The sequence below is a fragment of the Pilosibacter sp. NGB245 genome (assembly GCF_057397225.1).
In genome coordinates this window covers 1736407-1758348 of record NZ_CM171584.1, presented here as the reverse complement: position 1 = coordinate 1758348, position 21942 = coordinate 1736407, and the positions used below count along the sequence as shown (strand labels likewise).

The 21942-nt window shown below is 50.5% G+C and carries 19 protein-coding genes; 6 read left to right on the top strand and 13 right to left on the bottom strand.

Annotated elements, in window-relative coordinates; translation table 11 throughout:
- Positions 1-24: 24 nt before the first annotated feature.
- Together cls and ACXMYH_RS07850 are read right to left on the bottom strand one after the other, a co-directional pair.
- Positions 25-1611: a cardiolipin synthase gene (gene cls / locus ACXMYH_RS07855; RefSeq protein WP_486555829.1), complete on the bottom strand. Its 1587-nt coding sequence runs from the start codon at positions 1609-1611 to the stop codon at positions 25-27.
- A 67-nt stretch (positions 1612-1678) separates the two neighbouring features.
- On the bottom strand, positions 1679-2959 hold the full coding sequence (locus ACXMYH_RS07850; RefSeq protein WP_486555828.1) for an O-acetylhomoserine aminocarboxypropyltransferase/cysteine synthase family protein: 1281 nt from the start codon (positions 2957-2959) through the stop codon (positions 1679-1681).
- Between the two features lie 213 nt (positions 2960-3172).
- Between ACXMYH_RS07850 and ACXMYH_RS07845 the strand changes: the two genes are divergently transcribed.
- Positions 3173-3694 carry a zinc ribbon domain-containing protein gene (locus ACXMYH_RS07845; RefSeq protein WP_486555827.1) on the top strand — a complete coding sequence of 174 codons (522 nt, stop codon included), beginning with the start codon at positions 3173-3175 and terminating at the stop codon, positions 3692-3694.
- An 81-nt stretch (positions 3695-3775) separates the two neighbouring features.
- Here ACXMYH_RS07845 and ACXMYH_RS07840 read toward each other — a convergent pair whose 3' ends face one another.
- From ACXMYH_RS07840 to ACXMYH_RS07815, 6 genes are all read right to left on the bottom strand, one after another.
- The gene (locus ACXMYH_RS07840; protein WP_118532036.1) at positions 3776-4654 is read right to left on the bottom strand and encodes a DUF368 domain-containing protein; all 879 of its coding nucleotides are present in this window, start codon (positions 4652-4654) and stop codon (positions 3776-3778) included.
- A gap of 198 nt (positions 4655-4852) precedes the next feature.
- A complete protein-coding gene (locus ACXMYH_RS07835; protein WP_486555826.1) occupies positions 4853-7327 on the bottom strand; it encodes a DUF6449 domain-containing protein in 2475 nt (824 codons plus the stop codon).
- The gene (locus ACXMYH_RS07830) at positions 7302-8201 is read right to left on the bottom strand and encodes an ABC transporter ATP-binding protein (RefSeq protein ID WP_118650316.1); all 900 of its coding nucleotides are present in this window, start codon (positions 8199-8201) and stop codon (positions 7302-7304) included. The genes ACXMYH_RS07835 and ACXMYH_RS07830 overlap by 26 nt, the downstream gene beginning before the upstream one ends.
- On the bottom strand, positions 8198-8587 hold the full coding sequence (locus tag ACXMYH_RS07825; RefSeq protein ID WP_329752479.1) for a GntR family transcriptional regulator: 390 nt from the start codon (positions 8585-8587) through the stop codon (positions 8198-8200). The genes ACXMYH_RS07830 and ACXMYH_RS07825 overlap by 4 nt, the downstream gene beginning before the upstream one ends.
- A 285-nt stretch (positions 8588-8872) precedes the next feature.
- Complete coding sequence (gene nifJ / locus ACXMYH_RS07820) at positions 8873-12415, bottom strand: pyruvate:ferredoxin (flavodoxin) oxidoreductase (protein WP_486555825.1); 3543 nt, start codon at positions 12413-12415, stop codon at positions 8873-8875.
- A 392-nt stretch (positions 12416-12807) separates the two neighbouring features.
- On the bottom strand, positions 12808-14571 hold the full coding sequence (locus ACXMYH_RS07815; RefSeq protein ID WP_486555824.1) for a VanW family protein: 1764 nt from the start codon (positions 14569-14571) through the stop codon (positions 12808-12810).
- 316 nt (positions 14572-14887) lie between these two features.
- On the opposite strand from ACXMYH_RS07815, the gene ACXMYH_RS07810 reads away from it, so the two are divergent.
- On the top strand, positions 14888-15751 hold the full coding sequence (locus ACXMYH_RS07810) for a PHP domain-containing protein (RefSeq protein WP_486555823.1): 864 nt from the start codon (positions 14888-14890) through the stop codon (positions 15749-15751).
- On the opposite strand, the gene ACXMYH_RS07805 is transcribed toward ACXMYH_RS07810, so the two are convergent.
- Positions 15748-16284 (bottom strand): precorrin-2 dehydrogenase/sirohydrochlorin ferrochelatase family protein, encoded by a 537-nt coding sequence (locus ACXMYH_RS07805; protein ID WP_486555822.1) that lies wholly within the window; start codon positions 16282-16284, stop codon positions 15748-15750. The genes ACXMYH_RS07810 and ACXMYH_RS07805 overlap by 4 nt on opposite strands.
- A 238-nt stretch (positions 16285-16522) precedes the next feature.
- Here ACXMYH_RS07805 and ACXMYH_RS07800 point away from each other — a divergent pair, with 238 nt between their 5' ends.
- Entirely contained in the window at positions 16523-16765 is a 243-nt protein-coding gene (locus ACXMYH_RS07800; protein ID WP_118532019.1) for a polya polymerase, read from the top strand.
- Positions 16766-16770: 5 nt separating this feature from the next.
- Here the strand turns inward: ACXMYH_RS07800 and ACXMYH_RS07795 are convergent, their stop codons facing one another.
- Positions 16771-17937 carry an alanyl-tRNA editing protein gene (locus ACXMYH_RS07795; RefSeq protein ID WP_486555821.1) on the bottom strand — a complete coding sequence of 389 codons (1167 nt, stop codon included), beginning with the start codon at positions 17935-17937 and terminating at the stop codon, positions 16771-16773.
- Between the two features lie 303 nt (positions 17938-18240).
- On the bottom strand, positions 18241-19032 hold the full coding sequence (locus tag ACXMYH_RS07790) for a hypothetical protein (RefSeq protein WP_486555820.1): 792 nt from the start codon (positions 19030-19032) through the stop codon (positions 18241-18243).
- A gap of 228 nt (positions 19033-19260) precedes the next feature.
- Between ACXMYH_RS07790 and ACXMYH_RS07785 the strand changes: the two genes are divergently transcribed.
- Positions 19261-19515 carry a chorion class high-cysteine HCB protein 13 gene (locus ACXMYH_RS07785; protein ID WP_118532010.1) on the top strand — a complete coding sequence of 85 codons (255 nt, stop codon included), beginning with the start codon at positions 19261-19263 and terminating at the stop codon, positions 19513-19515.
- A gap of 74 nt (positions 19516-19589) precedes the next feature.
- Here the strand turns inward: ACXMYH_RS07785 and ACXMYH_RS07780 are convergent, their stop codons facing one another.
- Positions 19590-19751, bottom strand: a complete 162-nt coding sequence (locus ACXMYH_RS07780) for a hypothetical protein (RefSeq protein ID WP_182426814.1) — start codon at positions 19749-19751, stop codon at positions 19590-19592.
- Positions 19752-20096: 345 nt separating this feature from the next.
- Here ACXMYH_RS07780 and ACXMYH_RS07775 point away from each other — a divergent pair, with 345 nt between their 5' ends.
- Complete coding sequence (locus ACXMYH_RS07775) at positions 20097-20531, top strand: hypothetical protein (protein WP_486555819.1); 435 nt, start codon at positions 20097-20099, stop codon at positions 20529-20531.
- On the top strand, positions 20528-20803 hold the full coding sequence (locus ACXMYH_RS07770; protein ID WP_118532000.1) for a hypothetical protein: 276 nt from the start codon (positions 20528-20530) through the stop codon (positions 20801-20803). Before ACXMYH_RS07775 ends, ACXMYH_RS07770 begins: the two co-directional genes overlap by 4 nt.
- Before the next feature lie 136 nt (positions 20804-20939).
- Here the strand turns inward: ACXMYH_RS07770 and ACXMYH_RS07765 are convergent, their stop codons facing one another.
- Positions 20940-21938, bottom strand: coding sequence for an N-acetylmuramoyl-L-alanine amidase family protein (locus ACXMYH_RS07765; protein ID WP_486555818.1), 999 nt, complete (start codon positions 21936-21938; stop codon positions 20940-20942).
- Positions 21939-21942: the final 4 nt, after the last annotated feature.

The window sequence follows — 21942 nt, the reverse complement described above, 5'->3', positions numbered from 1 at the left end:
CTCCATTTTTTCGTCTGATTCTTTTTACATCAGCGGTGCAATGAGCCGCATCGCCTTTCCGCAGAATTTATGGAGTGTCGGAAGTGCATCCACACTCTCCTTCGTCATCCGGACACATTTCTTTAATGTCTCATCAAAATCATACCGGATATCCTTCACGACCGGATTCTCATAGATATAAACACCGCATTCAAAATTCAGGTACTGGCTCCTGAAGTCCATGTTTACAGATCCGACGACTGCCTTCTCCCCATCACTGACGAATGTCTTGGAATGGACAAAGCCCGGAAGATACTCATATACCTTTACACCGGCCTCAATCAGCTCCGTATAGTAGGAATGTGCCAGCATGAACGCCGATTTCTTGTCCGGGATATGCGGCATGATGATCACTGTATCCACACCGCGCTTTGCCGCATAGGTGAGCGCCGTGATCATATCGTCATCCAGAACCAGATACGGAGTCATGATGTACACATATTTTCTCGCCTGGTAGATGATGTCCAGGTAGAGCTGGTGTCCGACCGGCTCCCCGTCGATCGGGCTGTCGGAAAACGGAATGGAAAAGCCGTCCATGTTGAGCTCCGGGGCGTGGAAATAATCGCCGGTGTCCAGATATCTGCTGTAATCGAAATCGGAGTCCAGCTTTTTCACACAGACGTCCCACATCTGGAGAAACATCACGGTAAAATTATTCACCGCATCGCCCTTTAAGCGGATCGCATTGTCTTTCCAGTGTCCGAAGCGGACTTTCCGGTTGATATACTCATCCGCAAGATTCACTCCTCCGGTATATGCCGTATGGCCGTCGATCACGAGGATCTTTCTGTGATCGCGGTTATTCTGGCTTGTCGAGATCGCCGGGCGGATCGGATTAAAGATCTGGCAGTGGATCCCCTTTGCCTCCAGCTCCTTCGGATAGTCATGAGGCAGATTTGAGAAGGAGTTCATTCCGTCGTAGAGGATCCGCACCTCGACACCTTCCTTCACCTTCTGCTCCAGGATCTTCACGATGGAGTCCCACATAACTCCCTTTGCGATAATAAAATACTCGATAAAAATATAGCGCTTCGCCTTCTGAAGCTCCCGGAGAACATCTTCATAGAAGTCATCTCCCAGCGGGAAATACTTGAAATTCGTCCGGTCCCAGGTAGGATAGCCGCCGCTCTCCTTCATATAATGGCTGAGATTAGAATTGCTCCGGCTCCTGAGTTCCAGTCTCTTACAGACATCCGGGTCCTGATCAAGGTAATGATCCGTCTTCTTTTTCACCTGTTCGATCCGTCTCGCAAAGATCTTCGTCTCTGTCTGGAGCTGGACGAACACATAAAACAGGGTTCCGAATACCGGGAACAGGAGGACCGGGACCAGCCAGGCCATCTTAAAGCTCGCATTCTGCTTTTCATTCAGGATATGGATCGTGAGGATCGCGCTGACCACAGCAAAGGAACCATATCCCCATGCCTGGTATCGCTTGTCCAGCCACACATAGACCCAGTACAGCACTGCCAGCTGCAGCGCGATAAATAAGAGGAAGAACGCAGTTCGTCCGAATACGACTCTCAAAAGTCCGCGTTTTCCCTTTCCCTTCATTTCATCCATTTCCATCATATATTATGCCTCAACTTATCTCGTCCATATCAGTCTCCGATCAGTCGGCTGATCTGCAAAACTGTTTTTAATCTTCCAGTGCCTGTCTTAAATCTTCGATAATGTCATCCACATCCTCGATCCCGACGCTCAAGCGGATCAGGGACGGATCAACTCCGGCCTCCACAAGCTGCTCATCGGTCAGCTGGCGGTGGGTATGGCTCGCCGGATGAAGGATGCACGTTCTCGCGTCAGCGACATGGGTAACGATCGCAACGAATTTCAGTTTGTCCATAAATTCGCCTGCTGCCTGTCTTCCGCCCTTTAAGCCGAAGGAGATCACGCCGCAGCTTCCGTTCGGCATATATTTCTCCGCGAGCGCATGGTACTTGTTGTCTTTGAGTCCCGGATAGTTGACCCAGGCAACATCCTCTCTCGCGAGCAGCCACTCTGCTACCTTCTGTGCATTCTCACAGTGTCTCGGCATTCTGAGGTGTAAAGTCTCCAGTCCGACATTTAAGAGGAAGGAATTCATCGGGGACGGGATCGATCCGAGGTCACGCATCAGCTGGGCTGTCGCCTTTGTGATGTACGCTTTCTTTCCAAAACGCTCTGTATATATGATTCCATGGTAAGACTCATCCGGTGTCGTAAGTCCCGGGAATTTGTCCGCATGGGCATTCCAGTCGAAGTTTCCGCTGTCAACGATACAGCCGCCGACAGTCATCGCATGGCCATCCATATATTTTGTCGTGGAGTGTGTCACGATATCTGCTCCCCACTCGAACGGGCGGCAGTTAATCGGAGTTGCGAACGTGTTGTCCACGATCAGCGGTACGCCGTGTTTATGCGCAAGGCGGGCAAACTTCTCGATATCGAGAACGACTAGCGCCGGGTTTGCGATCGTCTCGCCGAATACCATCTTTGTGTTCGGGCGGAACGCCTTCTCGATCTCCTCCTCCGGTGCATCCGGATCAACGAGCGTCACATCGATCCCCTGTTTTTTCATCGTAACGGTAAACAGGTTGGAGGTTCCTCCGTAGATCGTTGCCGCGCTGATGATATGGTCACCTGCGTTGCAGATATTGAAGGCTGCGTAGTAGTTTGCAGCCTGTCCAGAGGAAGTCAGCATCGCAGCGACACCGCCTTCCAGCTCGCAGATCTTTTCTGCGACTGCGTCGTTCGTCGGGTTTGCGAGTCTTGTATAGAAATATCCGTCCTCTTCCAGATCGAACAAACGCCCCATCTGCTCGCTCGTCTCATATTTAAAGGTCGTGCTCTGATAGATCGGGAGAACTCTCGGCTCCCCGTTCTTCGGCTTCCAGCCGCTCTGGATACAGATCGTTGCTGGTTTTCTCTTCTCTCCCATAATAGTTCCTCTCTTTCCCCCGGACTGTGGTCCGATGTGTAAACTGACTATTATCATAGCACACTTTCTCTTCCGCTTCAACCTACCAAAGTCGTTACGCTGCCAGCATAATGATTGACTTCTCCCACAAAAAAGACTAAAATAAAGATAATATCCAGCGTCTGTTCTCACACAGCCGCTCACGATCCATATTCAGAAAGGAGTCTATTGCATATGGCATTTTTTACAGATATGAAGCGCAGTCTCACGGAGGCCGGAAAACAGGTTGCTCAGAAAACGAAGGAAGTTTCCGACACCGTTCAGTTAAAAACACAGATCTCCAGAGAAAAAGAGGCGGTGAACCGCCAGTACGCCCAGATCGGCAAGAAAGTCTTCGAAGCCGCAAACACAGCCGACGAGGAAGCTTACTCCGCAGAATTTGCCCTGATCCGTGAAAGCTTAAAGACGATCGATGAACTCCAGGACAAGCTCTCCACCCTGGAAGGATTTATCCACTGTCCGGAATGCGGTGCAAGGATCGAGAAGACCGCCGCTTTCTGCAGCAAGTGCGGTGCTAAGATCGCGGAAGTGATGCCGGAGGATGCTCCTGTCGACGTTGTCGATACTGCTGAAACAGCTGAGACAGCCGAAAACGAAACATCCAATGATACCTGCGCCTGCGAAACGGTTCCGGATGAGAAATTCGAAGACGGATCCGCCGAGACTACGGCAAATGTGACCGAAGATCACGAATAAACCATCTGACAGAAAGAAAACCGGCGATGTCTGCAGGAATCCCTTTCCACGGATCCCAGCAGCAGCGCCGGTTTTCTTTTATTATTTTTCTCCCACAAACACCGTCACAAACGCACCCGCGCCCATGAGAACGATCCCGAATAAGATCTCCCAGATGGACAGGGAACCAAGCTTCGATACGAGACCCGTGTTGATAAAAATCGCGATCGGGGATGAGATCACAAGTCCCAGGATCGCACAGAATGTCTGAACCCCGTATTTTTCAAAGAGGAACGTGATCAGCTTTGCGATCAGGAAAATCCCGAGGATCACGCCGATCCCGAACGGAGCCAGAAGCAGGATCCCATCCTTCATTCCCATGAGATCAAACGCACGGAGATTGTCGAGGAATGTCTTGATCGTATTGATGATCGCGTAATAATATCCGAAGATCATGAGCATCATGGATCCGGATACGCCCGGGATCACCATCGTCGCAGAAGCCACAACTCCGAGAATAAATAAGATCACCATATTCACCGGAGTCACTGCGATCACGGTCAGAGCGTCCTTGCTCTCCTTTAAGAGCGGCATTCCACCGGAGATCACGAAGGCGATCACAAACGCCAGGATCCCGAACACGCCGATCCCACCGGAAGTCATCTTTGACTTCATGGAGGAAATGATCGCAGGAAGTCCGCCGAGGATCAGACCCACGAACGCCATACATGTCACAAATGTGTGCTTGTCGAGCAGATATTCGATCGCATAGGTAAATCCCACGATCCCGATCCCGCAGCCGATGATGATCGGGATCAGGAATGCGATGTTCTTCTTAAACTCCTTAAACAGACCTGAAACCGCACCGATCAGCCGATCGTAGATGCCAAGGGAAACCGCCATCGTTCCTCCGGAAACGCCGGGAATGATGTTTGCGATCCCGATCATGACTCCCTTTATGATATTGCCAAAAAATTCCATGATAAACCTCCATAAATCTTTTGTCCGGATGATCCCATTCTCCATTTCCACACAGCGCAGCGATCTGCCGGGAACGTTCGGGTGTCTCATGCGCCCGACAGACCAGGCAGCTGCCGGTGTATCCGGCGTCTCTGCCTGGTCTGTGGTAAATCCTGTTTCATTCAGACGATCTGATTATACACGATACGTTCCATTCCATCAATCACTTTCGCTGACTCCGATCCCCTGGTTTACAGATTTATTCACGATCTGATCGTAATTTAACGTCTGATCCAGGAATTCCGGGATTGTCGTTCCAACGAACCGGTACAGGCGTTCTTCCGGAGTTCCGGTCAGAACCTCATCTCCCGACGGTTTCAGTTCCACATAGATCTCGATCCCGCTCTCATATGTGCAGAGGCGGTTTCTCTGGAGAAGGTTATCCGAGGCACTCGCCGAAAGGACCTCTCCGATCTTCTTTCTGTTTTCCTCCGATCCATCGTTTACGATCGTGATCGCCCGGTAATTGTCATCGTACGTTCTCGTCGCGATCGCCATTCCTTCGTCCGAAGAAACTTCCGCCTGCACCGCGCTCTCGTCAGCCACCATATCTGCCGCTAAGACAGACTCTCCTGTCTGAGGATCTGTCCCGGTCTGCTCCGTCTCATAGTCCACCGGATACAGGATCTTTACAGCAGCCACTTCATCCACGGAGATTCTCTGCTCCACATCGAGACCCGCCTGTTTTAAAAGGGCGATCGTCTTTGTAAAGGACGGATAGACCGGGAAGAAGTTTACATTATTCATATCATCAAGGCGGAATCCAGAGGAAGTATTTCCGCGCTGTTTGCTGATCACGGTGAGGTATTCCTGCTCAGCCGTGGTAAGGAAGCGCAGCGCAGCCACCGGTGCATTTACCGCTCTCTCATTTAACGTCAGACCTGCAAGCTCATCCTGGTAGGCGGATAAGATCTCCGCCTTCATGGAATCGTCCGTCCTGAGCTCCGAGATGTCTCCATCCGTCATCCAGTAGATCCCCGTGATATTCTCCGGTGTGTAGGACATGACCGGATAAGTGCCCTCTTTGTACTCTCTCGATGCGTAGAGTTCATCGAGACTGCTTCCGAGTACCGAGCGCGGGATCATGTAGGAGCGGTAAACGGTTTTTCCGTTTTTCATATGGAAACTAACCTGCGCATAGATCATTCTCTCGCTGTCATCATAAATGGAAGTCGAATTTCCTTTGATCTTCGCCTCCCTCTGCAGCTTCGCCTCTTCCACACCGTGCTCCGCGAAGGCGAGGACTTTTGCGTAATCGGTAAGTTTCATGTTCTCATCCGCATAATTTCCGTAATCCAGATACTTCCATCCGTAGGAGGTTCCGTTCCGGTACGGAAGCCCATAATCGAGATCGTCGAGATACGCATTGATCGATGCATAGTTAAAGTTCTTCTCGTTCGGAAGATACGAATCATAACTGATCGCATCCGTCCAGAAGATCCCGATCAGCAGAATGGCAAGGACTCCCCCTGCTGCTGTCTGGGCAAGATTCGAAAAGAGCTTCGAGAAATCGAAATGATAGATGATCTCGATCATGCAGCTCATGAGGACAAGTCCCAGGATAAAGCCGATAGCTGCCCAGGACAGGCTGTAGTAAATACTCCACAGCAGGATCGTTGCTGCCGTTGTGACCGGCACAAGGAGCAGGACTTTGATCGGGGCCTGCGTCTTTTTGAAGGCCATCGCTTTTCCGGCAGACTCTGATGGGCGGAGCTTATAGAGGATTAGCGCCAGGACGGTGAGGAGCACCGCAGCAAGGAGGCCGATCGCACAGAGCTTATAGAGTCCCATGCCCGTTCCCGTGCTTTCGATACTCATCTGGATCCTGGAATATCCATAATCGATATCATCAAAAAACTGATCTGAATGGAAGATCCGGAGTCCCGCTTCCATCAGTTTTGCATAATATCCGATCGGGGATCCGTACTCCGCAATCCATCCCATATCGCTGTTTCTTCCGGTCGTCACAAAGAAAAATTCCTTCAGGACACTGAGCAAAAGGGAAATGGCCGGAGCATAGCCGTACAGAACACCTGCACCGAGGATCGAGATGAACAGGTTTCCCGTGAGCAGGACCGCGATCACCATCACAGCATAGATCAGTAAAAATCCTACCATATGAGTGGCGAACGCAGAGAGCATCATCTTCACGATGCTGCCTCCCTGGATCCCGTTTCCGCAGAAGATCGCAAATGCTGCGATCATGTTGATCAAATATGCCGCAAAGAGGATCAGGAAGCCGTCCAGAAACTTCACAGCAAACAGCTGCTCTCTTTTGACCGGGAGACAGTTGTAAAAGTCAACCTGCTTTTTGGAATGCAGATACAGAAATCCGGTCAGTCCGAGGATCATAGCCGCTGCTGCCACCAAAACGCACAGGAACGCATTCTCAAATCCAAGAACTTCTCCGACGAGGCGCAGGATCTTCGTGTGTTTCAGGGCATCTGCCCCGATCTCCGCATATCCAGTCCCGTTCACGAGCCAGTTTTCATACTCTTTTCCGATGCTCGCGATCCCCATGGCCGCCGCCATCGGCATTGCAAAGAAGAATGTGAGCAGGGAAAAAGCGACCGCCCAGAGTCTTCGTTTCATGTCCTCTTTCATAAGTTTAAAAAATAAGCTTTTTGATGTCATATCCTGCCACCTCCGTTTCACTGATAAAGATCTCTTCCAGTGAGAGCGGGATCAGTTCAAAGAACAGCGGTTCACACGCCGCCATCTGCTGCTCCACATTCTCTCTCGTCCCGCGCACCGTGATCGTCGCCAGGCTGCCCCGGTACTCTGTCTTCAAGATATCGAGACTGGTAAGGTCCTCCACCTTCACTCCTGGTTTTAAGACGCACTGGATCTTATGGATATTCAGTTTCATGTCATCGAGATCCTTTGAGAGCAGGATCCCGCCCTTGTGGAGAAGTCCGACATGGTCACAGATATCTTCCAGCTCCCTCAGGTTGTGGGAGGCGATGATCGGTGTCAGGTTCCGCTCCGCCATATCGTTCGCAAACAGGCTCTTTACCGCCTGGCGCATCACCGGATCTAGACCGTCGAAGGTCTCGTCACAGAAAATATAGTCCGTTCCCGCGCAGATCCCGTAGATGATCGAGAGCTGCTTTTTCATCCCTTTTGAGAACGTGGAGATCTTTCTCTTCTTTCCAAGGTCGAAGGACTCCAGGAGATGGAAAAATCTCGGCTCGTCGAACGCCGGGTAGATCGTCTTGTAGAACTTCATGAGTTCCACCGGGGTTCCGTTCGCGAAAAAATACTGGTCGTCGGAGATATAGAAAAACTTCGACTTTACCTTCGGATTCTCATAGACGTTCTCCCCGTCGATCAGAACGGTTCCCTCGTCCGGTTTTAAGATCCCGCTGACCATCCTGAGAAATGTGCTCTTTCCGGCGCCATTCGTCCCGATCAGCCCGAACACGCTGCCCTCTTTGATCTTCGCATCGATATGGTCCACCGCTGTGATGTCATCAAATCGTTTGGTCAGTCCGCTTGTCTCGATCATTCGTCTCCACCTCCGTTCTTTCTTGCCGCCTCATACTGGATCTCCACCATATTTTTGATCTCCTCTCCCGGGATCCCGACACGGATCGCCTCATCGATCATATCGCTCACCTTCAGGAGAACCTCTTTCTTCTTATTCTCTTTCATTGCCTGATTGTCTGCCACAAAACTTCCCTTTCCCTTCACTGTATAGATGTATCCCTGCCGTTCCAGCTCCACATACGCGCGCTGGATCGTATTCGGATTGATCGAAAGTTCCATCGCAAGGCTGCGCACGGACGGCAGCGGTTCATTCTCTTTCATCACGCCGAGCAGCATCAGCTCCTCGAGTTTCGCGACCACCTGTTCATAGATCGGCCGCCGGTCTTTGTAGTCTAACAGGATCATAAGCCTCCTCCTTTCCCGATTCTCTGCGTGATACACTCCTGATTTCCGGGCCCTGGGGTAGAAAAATTTCTGCCTGTTTATTCTTTCTAAGTGTATCAACACTCTTAATACAGTTAGTATAGAGAAAAAGACCTGTGAAATCAAGGAATATCACAGGTCTTTTTTCTTACGATTTATTTACGATGAAGCGGAAGCCGCTGCAAATGCAGCGCACTGCAAAAAGATCCCGGGAAACAGCCAAAGCTGTTCCCGGGATCTCAATACGATCTGATTCAATTTTGCAGATTACTGCTCGTTGTCATCGTAAAGCTTTACTAACTTCTCAAGGTAAGCGTACTTATCTTTCGCGTTCTGCTCAGCCTTAGCAAACAGCTTCTCAGCTCTTGCCGGGTTCTTCAGTGCGAGGGATGTGTAACGAACCTCACCCTTGATGAACTCCTGATAATCAACGGTAGCCGGCTTGCAGTCAAGGCTGAACTTCTTGCCCTCAGCTGCCGGGTTGAATCTGAAGAGGTTCCAGTAACCGGACTGAACAGCAAGTTTCTCCTCTGTCTGAGCCTTTGCCATACCTTTCTTGATACCGTGGTTGATACACGGAGCGTAAGCAATGATCAGGGACGGTCCCGGATATGCCTCAGCCTCAGCGATTGCCTTGATGGTCTGGTTCATATCAGCGCCCATGGAGATCTGTGCAACGTATACATAGCCGTAGCTCATAGCGATTGCAGCAAGGTCTTTCTGCTTAACTTCTTTACCGCCTGCAGCGAACTGAGCAACAGCACCTGTCGGAGTAGCCTTGGAGGACTGTCCGCCTGTGTTGGAGTAAACCTCAGTGTTGAATACCATGATGTTGATATCCTTGCCGCTTGCAAGTACGTGGTCAACGCCGTTGAATCCGATATCGTAAGCCCAACCGTCACCACCGAAGATCCACTGGGACTTCTTAGCCAGGAAATCTTTGTTCTTGACGATGTCCTTGCATGTCGGGCAGTCAACGTTCTCAAGAGCAGCTACGAGTTTGTCAGTTGCAGCACCGTTTGTAGCACCAACACCGAATGTGTCTAACCACTCCTGGCATGCAGCTTTTACTTCTGCTGTTGCGTTCTCGTTTGCAGCAACTTCCTCAACTTTAGCCTTTAAGCCATCGCGGATTGCCTGCTGAGCGAGTAACATACCATAACCAAACTCAGCGTTATCCTCGAACAGGGAGTTAGACCAAGCCGGTCCTTTGCCTGCTTTGTTTGCTGTGTAAGGTGTGGACGGTGAAGAGTTACCCCAGATAGAAGTACATCCTGTTGCGTTTGCGATGTACATTCTGTCACCGAATAACTGTGTGATCAGTTTTGCGTACGGCGGCTCACCACAACCAGCACATGCGCCGGAGAACTCAAGGAGCGGCTGTTTAAACTGGCTGCCCTTTACAGTTGTCTCTTTGAATTTATCGATTACATCCTGCTTGATGTCAAGTTTCTGACCGTAGTTGAATACTTCCTGCTCTGCAGCGTTTCCTTCAAGCGGAACCATTGTAAGAGCCTTCTCACCCTTCTTGCCCGGGCATACGTTCGCACAGGAACCACATCCGGTACAGTCAAGTGCGGAGATCGTCATAGCGAACTTGTACTCCGGCATACCTGTCATCGGGATTGTCTTTGTGCCAGCCGGTGCATTAGCAGCCTCAGCCTCTGTCATAGCTACCGGACGGATAACTGCGTGCGGGCAGACATAAGAACAGAAGTTACACTGGATACAGTTGTCCGGATTCCAAACCGGTACGTTTACTGCGATACCACGTTTCTCGTATGCAGCAGAACCGGACGGAGTTGTACCGTCAACATACTCTTTGAATGCGGATACCGGGAGGTTGTTACCTTCCTGAGCGTTTACAGCAGCCTGGATGTTGTTAACGAAGTTGATAACATCCTCGCGGCCCTCTGTAGCGTGAACCATGTCAAGACCTTCGTCTTCACAGTTCTTCCAGCTCTCCGGAACTTTCACTTCTACAAGTCCCTTAGCGCCTGCATCGATCGCTGCCCAGTTCTTCATAACAACATCTTCACCCTTACGACCGTAAGTAGCCTTTGCAGCTGCTTTCATAAGCTCGTTTGCTTTGTCAGCCGGGATGATCTTTGTCAGCTCGAAGAATGCGGACTGAAGGATCGTGTTGATACGGGTCGGGCCCATGCCTGTCTCGATACCAAGTTTAACACCGTCGATGGTGTAGAATTTGATGTTGTGGTCAGCGATAAACTTCTTAACCTGTCCCGGTAAGTGTTTCTCAAGACCCTCAGCATCCCACGGGCAGTTGAGGAGGAATGTACCGCCGTCAACAAGCTCCTGAACCATGTTGTACTTGCGGATGTATGCCGGGTTGTGGCATGCAACGAAGTTTGCTTTGTGGATCAGGTATGTGGACTTGATCGGAGTATGTCCGAAACGTAAGTGGGACATTGTAACACCGCCGGACTTCTTGGAGTCATAATCGAAGTAAGCCTGAGCGTACATGTCTGTGTTGTCGCCGATAATCTTGATGGAGTTCTTGTTGGCACCTACAGTACCGTCTGCGCCAAGACCCCAGAACTTACAGTTTGTAGTTCCTTCCGGAGTTGTAACAAGCGGAGCGCCTAACTGTAAGGAAAGGTGTGTCACATCATCGTTGATACCGATTGTGAATCTCTGCTTCTCTGTATTCTCGTATACAGCAACGATCTGTGCCGGTGTTGTATCCTTGGAACCAAGACCATAACGACCTGTGAATACCGGAACCTTATCGAACTTGGAGCCCTTTAATGCTGCAACAACATCAAGGTATAACGGCTCGCCGATGGAACCCGGCTCTTTTGTTCTGTCGAGTACGGAGATCTGCTTAACTGTATCCGGGATTGTGTTGATAAGAGCCTCTGTGCAGAACGGTCTGTACAGACGAACCTTAACAACGCCGACCTTCTTGCCCTGTTTTGCAAGGTAGTCGATCGTCTCCTCGATTGTATCGTTTACGGAACCCATAGCGATGATAACGTGCTCAGCGTCAGCAGCTCCGTAGTAGTTGAACAGCTTGTAATCTGTACCGATCTTAGCGTTTACTTTGTCCATGTACTCCTGTACGATTGCCGGAAGAGCATCGTAGTACGGGTTACATGCCTCTCTTGCCTGGAAGAAGATATCCGGGTTCTGAGCGGAACCTCTCTGTACCGGATGGTTCGGGTTCAGAGCGTTCTTACGGAATGCATCAATGGCGTCCATATCAGCCATTTCTTTTAAATCCTCGTAATCCCATGTCTCGATCTTCTGGATCTCGTGGGAAGTACGGAAACCATCAAAGAAGTTGATGAACGGAACTTTACCCTTTAATGCTGCAAGGTGTGCAACCGGTGTTAAGTCCATAACCTCCTGTACGCTGGATTCGCAGAGCATTGCGCATCCGGTCTGACGACAGGCGTAAACGTCGGAGTGGTCACCGAAGATATTTAAAGCGTGAGTTGCTACACAACGAGCGGATACGTTGAATACGCCCGGGAGCTGCTCACCAGCGATCTTATAGAGATCCGGGATCATAAGAAGAAGACCCTGAGAAGCTGTATAAGTTGTTGTTAATGCACCTGCTGCAAGGGAGCCATGTACGGCGCCGGCAGCACCTGCCTCGGACTGCATCTCGGTGATCTGTACCGGCTGTCCGAACATGTTTGTTCTTCCATCGGTTGCCCATTCATCGGTAGCTTCCGCCATCGGAGAAGAAGGGGTAATCGGGTAGATGGCTGCTACATCCGTAAATGCATAGGAAGCATGAGCGGCTGCATGGTTACCATCCATGGTTTTCATTTTTCTTGCCATAGTTGATTTCCTCCTGTAAAGTGTATAAATATGTAAATATTTATTAAACTTATGTGTTCCGCGTTTATCAGAACATCTATAAATTATTATAGCAATTTTTCCCTAAAATGCAAATCAAAAACGGCAGAATCATGTACCAAATCATAAACAATATTAAAATTTTTGCATTATCTTTTCATACTATGGAATGTTATCCGCATTGTGAGAATGTGCACTTGGTTAGTTTTGACAAACTGCTGTTCCGGAGCACTTCTCTCTTTTACAGATAATGATTTCTTTTAAATAAAAAGCGGTGAGGCAGGAAATCATTTTGATTCCTGTTCACCGCTTTTTTATATAAAGTATTCTTTTTATTGGTCCGACCATTCCCCCGCTCTCAGGCGGGACCTCCGCTACTGTCCGTTCGGAGCGATCAGCCCCATATCGGACGGAGCCTGGTTCGTCTCCGCATGCGCTGCCGTTGTCTCCGGCGTATATCCCGGTCCGTAGTTGGATCCGGCGGACGGTGCTGCCGTTGTCGGCGCTGCTGTTGTCTCCGCTGCCGTTGTCGGTGCTGCTGTCTCTGCAGCCGTCGTCTCCGCTGCCGTTGACTCCCCAGCAGATTCAGACGGTGCTACCGCTGACTCTGTGGACGGCGTTTCCGTCGCCGCAACCGTTCCGGAAGTATTTCTCTTGATCGTAGCCGCCTTTCCTTTATAAGTGCTGTTGTGGAGAAGGACATCGCTCACGACCTGCCCGTTCTTTTTCGTGATCAGGTTCGTCTGCCATCTGCTTCCCGGTGTTGCCGCCTTTGCGACAACTTCGGTACCCGGCTGGAGAGTCGGGTCTTCGACATAAGTCGGTGCCGGCGCGTCGAGTTCCTTGATCTTTTCGGAATGCATCGACACGGTCACGCCGTCCTCTAAGATCGGGTTTCCGTAAATGGAAACCGTCAGGGTCTGACCGGAGATGGACGCTTTGATGCCGATCGCTGTCTTTCCGTTATTCACAAACCGCAGATCCGGACCCGCATATCCGTCATAGCTTACCATCGCATCCTCGCCCGGTGTGACATAGGAAGGTTCATATGTGTGTGCATGGCGTTCCGTCGTCTTGAGTCCGGCAAATACGACCGCATTGTAGAGAGTTGAGGATACCTGGCAGACACCGCCGCCCGGCTCCTGAACCACAACGCCGTTGGAGTACGCACCCGCTGGTTTGTATCCTTTTTCTGTGGTACGGTTGCCTGTCATCTTATTAAAGGAGAATTCTTCTCCCGGCTGAAGGATCGTGCCGTTGATCGCCGCGCAGGCGAGACGGATATTTTCGTTTCTGTCCTTATTTGTCGTTGTCGTCGTCGTATATGTTCCGATCTTTTTGAAATTGTCGCGGGCCTGAGCTTCCGTGATCTCCGGCTGTACCTCGTTCGCCGTCGCCGTGATCGTCTTGTCGTACTCTCCCGCTTTCATCGCCGCCGTGATATCGGAGGCAAGTTTTTCCTGATCGATCTTCTTTCCGGTCTGGGCTCCTGCAAATGTAAATTTGCCGGTCGATTTATCATAGGAAGCGATCGAACCATTCTTCGGCTCAACATCCCACTTTGCGGCCAGCGCTTTTACCTCGACCTGGACCGCGTCATCAAGGTCATCCGTCTGAACAGTATAGTCGCCGGATTCCTTCTTTGCGAGTGCCTCTTCGATCACCGCATCTACATTTGCTTCCATAAGGTTCGGAAGTTCTTCCGTGCTGTCACCGAAGGTCACCTTCATCTTCCATCCCTTATCTGCAAGGACCTTCTCCATCGCCTCGGATTTTGTGAGACCGTGGATCTGGATCCCGTTTACCGTGATCTCCGCTTCGATCTCTGTCTCCGGCTCCGTCGTTGTCTCCTCCGTGGATGTTTCGGATCCCGCGTCCTGTTTCCCGGACCTTGCACAGCTCTGGAGTCCGACTGCCACGCAGATCAGAAAGATCACGACGCCGATCGCGATCAGGACGATCTTTGCCATATCCGGTCCCTGACCTCTTCCTCTTCCCCGGCCCCGTCTTCTTCCGGAGCCTCCTCTTCTTGCCCCGGTTCCCTTATTCCGGGCATTCTGTACCGCCATGATGCGGTCTGCCGCGCTGGACTGGCGGGATCTTCCGCCCGCTCTGCTGTTTCTGAATGTGTCACTCATTGCTCTCACCTTTTATTTTTGTTTTCAGGACGGATCTTCTCTCTATCCATCCGTTTTTCTGAATCCGAATCCGCGCGAAGCTTACGGCTCTTACAGGCAGCCGATCCCGGTACAGAAAATGTATCGGGACATCGTTTCCGCAAAACGCGCAGATATACAGGTAGTAGTATAGCATAATTTAAGAAAAATGGTATAACAGAAATCTTAAATTTTATTCACAATTTTGTCTCAGATATGTTAAAATAAGGTAACAGTCTGCTGTTCGTCATTGATGTACAGCATCGCAATTACAGATCAAGAAAGGAACTTCTGATATATGAAACTCATCGACCTTCACGTTCACTCTACCGCCTCCGACGGCTCCTTGACTCCCACCGAGGTCGTAAACCGTGCAGCCGGTCTCGGGCTCACCGCCATGGCTCTCACGGACCACGATACGGTCTCCGGGATCGACGAGGCGTTAAAAGCCGCAAAGGACCTCGATATGGAGGTCATTCCCGGGATCGAGGTCTCCTGTATCTATAAAGAAAAAGAGATCCATATCCTGGGTCTCTACATTGATCATACGAACCCGGAGCTTCTCTCCTTTTTAAAAGAAGCTTCCCGGAAACGATATGACCGCAATATGGAAATGCTCGCCGCCTTCAATAAAGATGGATTTGAGATCACTGTGGAAGATCTCCACTGCGGGAATCCAAAAACCGTAATCACCCGCGCCCACTTTGCGAGAGCGCTTTTAAAGCGGGGGTATGTGTCCTCTGTCGATCAGGCGTTCCGGAAATACTTAAACCCGGACCGACCGTACTACCGCTCCAGAGAGCTCATCACGCCGGAGGAAGTCCTTAACGCTCTCCAGACCGCAGGCGGTTTCCCGGTCCTCGCCCATCCGCTCCAGTATAAGCTTGGCTGGGCCGGCACGGAAGAACTCGTCTCGCAGCTCACCGACCACGGTCTTTGCGGTCTCGAGTGCTTCCACTCCTCCAACAATCAGGATGAGAGTGGAAAGCTCCGAAAACTCGCAAAGAAATACTCCCTCGCTCCCACTGGCGGCTCCGACTTCCATGGTGCCGCAAAGCCCGATATCGAGATCGGATCCGGACGCGGCGGGCTGCGGGTCTCGGCGCTCTATCTCGACGATATCAAGCTTTCGATGTTTATGGCCGGAATTGGAAGATCTTAGACATGTAACACGTTCCGCACAGCCTGCGAGATCTTAGCCGCCAGCTTATGATCTCTCCCACCGGAAGTGATTCCGACGACCGTGTCGCCATCCTTCGCGATTCCCGGAAAATAAAAATCACACTGGTCCCGGTCCGACGCATTGTTGACCGGGATATTTTTTTTGCGGCATTCCCGGACGACCTGTGCATTTATCTCCGGGGTGGCGGCGGCAAGAACGAATGTGAATTTATCTGTCTCCATGGGATCTGCTGAAATTGCTTCCGGCTCTTTGATCTCATACTTTTTCCTTTTCCAGATGATCCGACAACTCCCCGGGGTCACCTTTCCTGATTTTCGTTTTTCTTCCGCATACACGGTCCCGGCGTCCGACTCCAGCATTTCCAGAAGCTCCTCACCCACCTCCGGTGCCACAACAGTGATCTCACATCCGAACTCCAACAGCGTCCGGATCCGCCTTGCAGCAATCTTTCCGCCGCCGACTACGAGGACACGACGCCCTTCCAGGTTCACAAACAATGGAAAATATGCCATTTTTCTTGATCCTTTCCCTGTTTTTGGTGCATTTTCGACAGTCCGTCCAGCTTCCGCCCGATGTTCCCCATAAATTCCATAAAAATCCAGTTTAGATTGTTAAATTTTTATCTATTCCGTCGATTGTTTTTTCCCTACTCATCTGGTAGAATTCAAATCGTTAAAAGAAAAACGAAGTGACAAAGTAAAACACGAGTAACTGTGGCAGTTACAAGCAACCTTTGAGGAGGTAATCATTATGAAATTAAAAATGAGAAATATTTCCAATCTTGATACATTTTTCAAAGTCATCAACCAGTGTGACGGCGCTGTTGAGTTAAGTCTTCCGGAAGGCGGAAGCGTAAACTTAAAGTCCAAACTCAGCCAGTACTTCTCCATGGCTACCGTTTTTTCCAACGGAAACATCAAGGAGTTAAGCCTTACCACACACAACGATGAGGATTCCAAGCGTCTGATCCAGTACATGGTTCAGGGCTGCTGATCCATTCAAGCCATAACAAACCCTTTACCGGCCAGATTGGAGAGCAGTTCTTCCTTCTTTGCGAAGAAGGTTCCCTGTGCCATCTGGCTGCTTCCCCCGCCTCTCCCGGAGAGTTCCCCATTTAATTCCTTCGAGAGAGCGCGCATGTCCTCGCTCTGGCTCCCCAGAACATAAGAGAATCCCCCATTCACACTTTCTGACAGGGCGAGGACAATTTTCCCCCTCTTCTCTTCCAATGCAAAGTTCACAAAATGGCGGAGCTCCGTCATATCGTAACCATCTCTCAGCCAGCAGATCTTATCATTTCCATCCTTTAACTGATCCGCCTCGATCTTCATGAGTTTTCTTGACATTTCAGATAATTTTGCCTGTGTCATCATCAGCTCATTTTTCATTTTATCTACGGCATCTGCAGTCTTTCCGGCTTTTGCGGACAGGAATACGGAAATTTTCTGAAGTTCTTCCCTTTTCTTCTCATAATTCATCACGGCCTCTTCCCCGCAGAGCAGAGAGATCCTTACACCGCCCTTATAGTGGATCATGGTTAAAAATTTCACGAATCCGATCTCACCGGTTTTCGCCACATGTGTCCCGCAGCAGGCGCAGGTGTCGCCGTTCGGGATGCTGACGATCCGGATGTCCCCGGTCAGCTCCTTTTTGCTCCGGTAGTCCATCTTTGCAAGCTCCGCCGAGGATGGGAAGCCCGCGTAGATCTCCAGATTCTCCCAGATCATCCGGTTCACTTTCTTTTCGATCTCCAGAAGCTCGTCCCATGTGAGCGTTCCGTTCAGATCGATCGTGATCTCCTCCGATCCCATATGGAATCCCACATTGTCATATCCATATTTCGCATGGATCAGTCCAGAGACAAGATGCTCGCCGGAATGTCCCTGCATATTCCGAAATCTCCTCTCCCAGTCGATCTCGCCAGTCACGGTCTCACCGACGGTAAGCGGTGCGTCCGTATAGTGGATGATCTCGCCATTCTTTTCGTGGACTGCCGTTACAGGAACGCCACCGAGTACACCCGTATCGTACGGCTGTCCGCCTCCCTCCGGAAAAAATGCTGTCTGATCCAGAACTACCTCATATCCCTTTTTCCCTTCCGCGCAGGAAAGAACCTTTGCCTCGAATGTGCGGATGTAGGCGGAATCATAATATAATTTTTTCATAACTATCTCTCCTCTTTCGTCTCTCAATTACCCCGGATCTTCTGGAAGTCATCAAGCTTAACTGACAGTTTTTTCCGTCCTGTCATATCCTGTCTGCTCCTTTCCGGATCCGTACTCCCAGAACCATCTGCTGCGATCCCTGCTGCCGGACGTCCCAGTGTATTTTGATTTTACCATCTCGCTTCCCAGATGACAAGATGGGGATTTCGCCGATGTTTCACACTTGAAATCACCAAAATCCCCATCTATTACTGTGTCATATAAACTTTCAGTTCAAAAAATCTCTGCCTTCAAAAAGGTGTGCTATGACACCCATGCACCGTCCCCGTTCACATGATACCCGTCCGGAGTGACTGTGTTGACATAGAGCGTGCCGTTCTTGTCTGCGCAGTACCAGATCCCACCGACCTCAAACCAGCCGGTCTTTGCATAACCGTCGGCATCCAGATAACTCCAGCTGCCACCAGTCTGTTTCCATTCGTTCGTATGCCACTTGCCGTCATCCTCAAGGTACCACCAGCCATTCGCATCCTGATACCATCCGTTAGCGACAGAAGTATCGCGCAGCCGCTTTGCTTTCTTCTTTGACTTTTTCTCAAGCTCCGCTGCTTTCACCTCGATTGCCTCCTGTTTCGCCTTCGCACTTTCTCCCGGCGTACTGAATGCCGGGAATTTCAGATAGATCCGCACACCCCGGACTCCGTCTTCTTCGAGATCATCTTTTCTCAGCCATTCGCACTTTTCGTAGGTACACTCCAGACCGCGCAGCTGGATCTTCTCGACGGTCTCCTTCGAAAGCTTGTAACCACTGTCATAATAAAGATCGATCATGAGCTCTGGTGTGTCCATCCGGTCCCATCTGACCCGGTCATTTACATAATCGTAAGAATGGATCGTATATTTTTCCGCAGACGTAGTGATCTCCGGAAGCGTATCATCCAGAAACTGTCCCGGCTTTGCCGCCTCCCCCTCAAGATAAAGGGAAATTTTCTGGATCCGCCCGGCTGCCGATGCAGGGAAAACGCTGATCCCTGCGCAGAGGAGTATCCCCGCAATAAAACCTGCTTGTCTGAGCTTTCGCTGATTTTTTTTCATACTGACCTGTTCCTCCTTAATTTTATCTCGATCAGATAAATCCCACAGCCCTTTAAAGCGGTGAGAGTCCATATATTGTGAGTTCGATCCGTACCATGGTCCTGCATTTTCGCCGCATACGGAAATGCCCCTTACACGGCAATAGAAAATTTCTGCTGATATTCGTTAAATTCTGACATGCCATCCTGCATATACTTAAAGTGTAAAGATATTTCCGGAGGAAATAACATGAGTGATTTAGCTGCTACAAACTGTGGATGTGGATGTGACAGCCCGGCACCTGGCTGCGGCGGATGCGGATGCGGAAACAACTCTCTTTGGATCATCCTGCTTCTCTGCTGCTGCGGCGGTTGGGGACATAACGGCTGCGGCAATGGCTGTGGAAATGGATGCGGATGTGACAACAGCTGTCTCTGGATCATCCTGCTCCTCTGCTGCTGCGGCGGCTGGGGCAATGGAAACGGATGCGGCTTTGGCTGCTGATCCTTTTGCAGTCTCATCTCTTTCATGGGGCGGGAGATCTTCCCGCCCTCCTGTTAAGATTCGCCCAATATTTCCTAACCGCGCCTTAGCGGCACCTTCGTTCCATCTTTGTTCCATCCGCTTTTTCCCGTCGGATGGTTTTCCTCCGCACGTTTCTGCTCATCCATCATCTTCTTTCTCTCACATTCCTCATCGATCTCATACACACTGTTTCCATCTATGACAAGTCTTCCCATTTTCTTCCATCCGGATTCCGTCCGCAGCTGCGCCATTTCTTTCCATCTGCGTCTTTTTACTGTTATTTTATTCTGGAACTTCTTTCACTGTGAACCCGGAGAAGCAGTGCTTTCGCAGTTACTTTTCACGGGTAGGAATTTTCTGAACTGAAAATTCCGTATGATACCGTTGTGGTCGCGGATTTTGCCGATTTGGAATGCGAAGCATCGGCAAAATCCTGTTACAGTACGCGGGCATGGAGTGACCGTGTACTGTAACCTTTCGCATTCCTCTTTCATCCGGAATTTCCCGTCATGAGCCGGAACTTCCTCTCATATATTTTCACATACAGGAGGTCCACAAGTATGAGTGAAAAAGAATTAAAACTGACCGATCTCGACTACGCTACCGGTGATCATCATCTCCAGATGGTGAAAGCCGCACTCCCCTACCTCGACATCGGCAGGCAGAGAAATCTTTCCATGTTCGTAAAAGCCGAAGAGCTTCTGCGGACCATGGAATTTTTCCGGGACAACGAGGATGGCATGATGAAGATCTGTGCGCTCGATGCGGAACACACTTCTCCGCAATCCATGCTCTCAGCCGTCCGCCCCTACGCAAACCATCAGGAGCAGGAGATGATCGATATGATGACCCGGTTCTTAGAGACCCGGAAAGGCGCCGCAAATGCCGGAGTCACACCGGATCAGCTTCTCGCGCTTCTGCCGCCGGATGTAAAAAATCAGTTTGAGACCCTGCAGATGGTGATCCAGAGCTTCGCGCCGGGAGGTTCTGCATGAACAACTCCACATGGAAATCCGACCCGAGACTTCACTCCATGGACGCCGCGAAGATCGCGCTTCTCGCATCCTTTGCGGATGAACTTGCAAACACACCGGAAAATGAGAGAATGCGTGCGTTTCTCAACCTGAATCAGAAGCTGCAGAAAGAGTCCATCTCCTTTTCGGCAGACGAAAAAGAACTTCTCTTTGATGTCCTGTGTGAATCCCTCTCCCCGCCGGAGCGTCAGAAAGCCGAAATGATCCGCCGCCTCGCCGGGCGGCTGAGGTAACAAGTGAACAAAAGCGGCTGGGACGACATGTCATATGAGCATGTCTTCCCAGCCGCCATTTTCTCTGCTGCCGCATATCCGTGAAAAAATTTCATGCCGCTCTGAAACCGGTCATGAGTCTTCCCGGATCACATGCTCAGGAGATCCAGACTCCGGCTTCCCGGTCGGAACCATTTCCAAAACGATACGTCTTTCCGTCGATCGTTCTCTCTCCGGTTACCATCGCACCGGATTCATCGAGATAATACCAGGTTCCATCCGGAGACTGGTACCAGCCGGTCACCATGTAACCGTCCGCATCAAACCGGTACCAGCTTCCGCCGATCTCCTTCCACTGGTCCTGACACCAGGAAGTCCCTCTGGCATTCATCACATAACGCCACTTTCCGGTTTTGTCTTCCTCGATCCACGCACCTGAAAATGCCTGATCTTTCGGAGTACCTCCATCTTGTGATGTGAATCTGGTTCCGGTATAGACGATCCCGGGTCCGGCAACCGCTTTACTCTTCTTTCCATCGCTGTTTTCTGCTGTCACAAAGAAGGTGTAGAGCTTTCCTTCCTTCATCTGACCGGAAAAATCGATCGTATTTCCACGTTTTACCGTCTCACTCGTTCTCTTTTTTCCATTCTCATAAAGGGTTACATGATAGGAAACCGCCTTATATGCCTGACTCCACTTTGCTGTCCCGGTACCACTCCAGTCCGGATCCAGAGGAACCCCGATCTTTTTATTCATCGGGATCATGTCCACATAGAGCCAGACCTCTTCATTCCCCTCGTATTCTCTCGATACAAAGCGATAGACATCGGACCCTTTGAGGTCGAAATAGGAGCTTCCCTTTTTCCGGAACTCATACCCGCTGTCTGCAACAAGCCCGATCTGGACACGTGCGCAGTAGGAAGAATTCCAGTTGTCAACATCCGCACCGTTGATGACCTCGCAGCCGGTAACTGTGTAGCCTTTTCCCATATTTGTGACCTTGACCTCCCCGGTCTTTGTCAGTTGGGATTCCAGCTTCAGTTTCACCCGCTCGATCTTCACGGGATCTCCCTCTGCCGCCCACGCGCCTGACGAAAACGTCAGGCACATGAGGAGCGACAGAAAGAATACTTTCCAGCCTTTTTTTTGTTTCATGGAA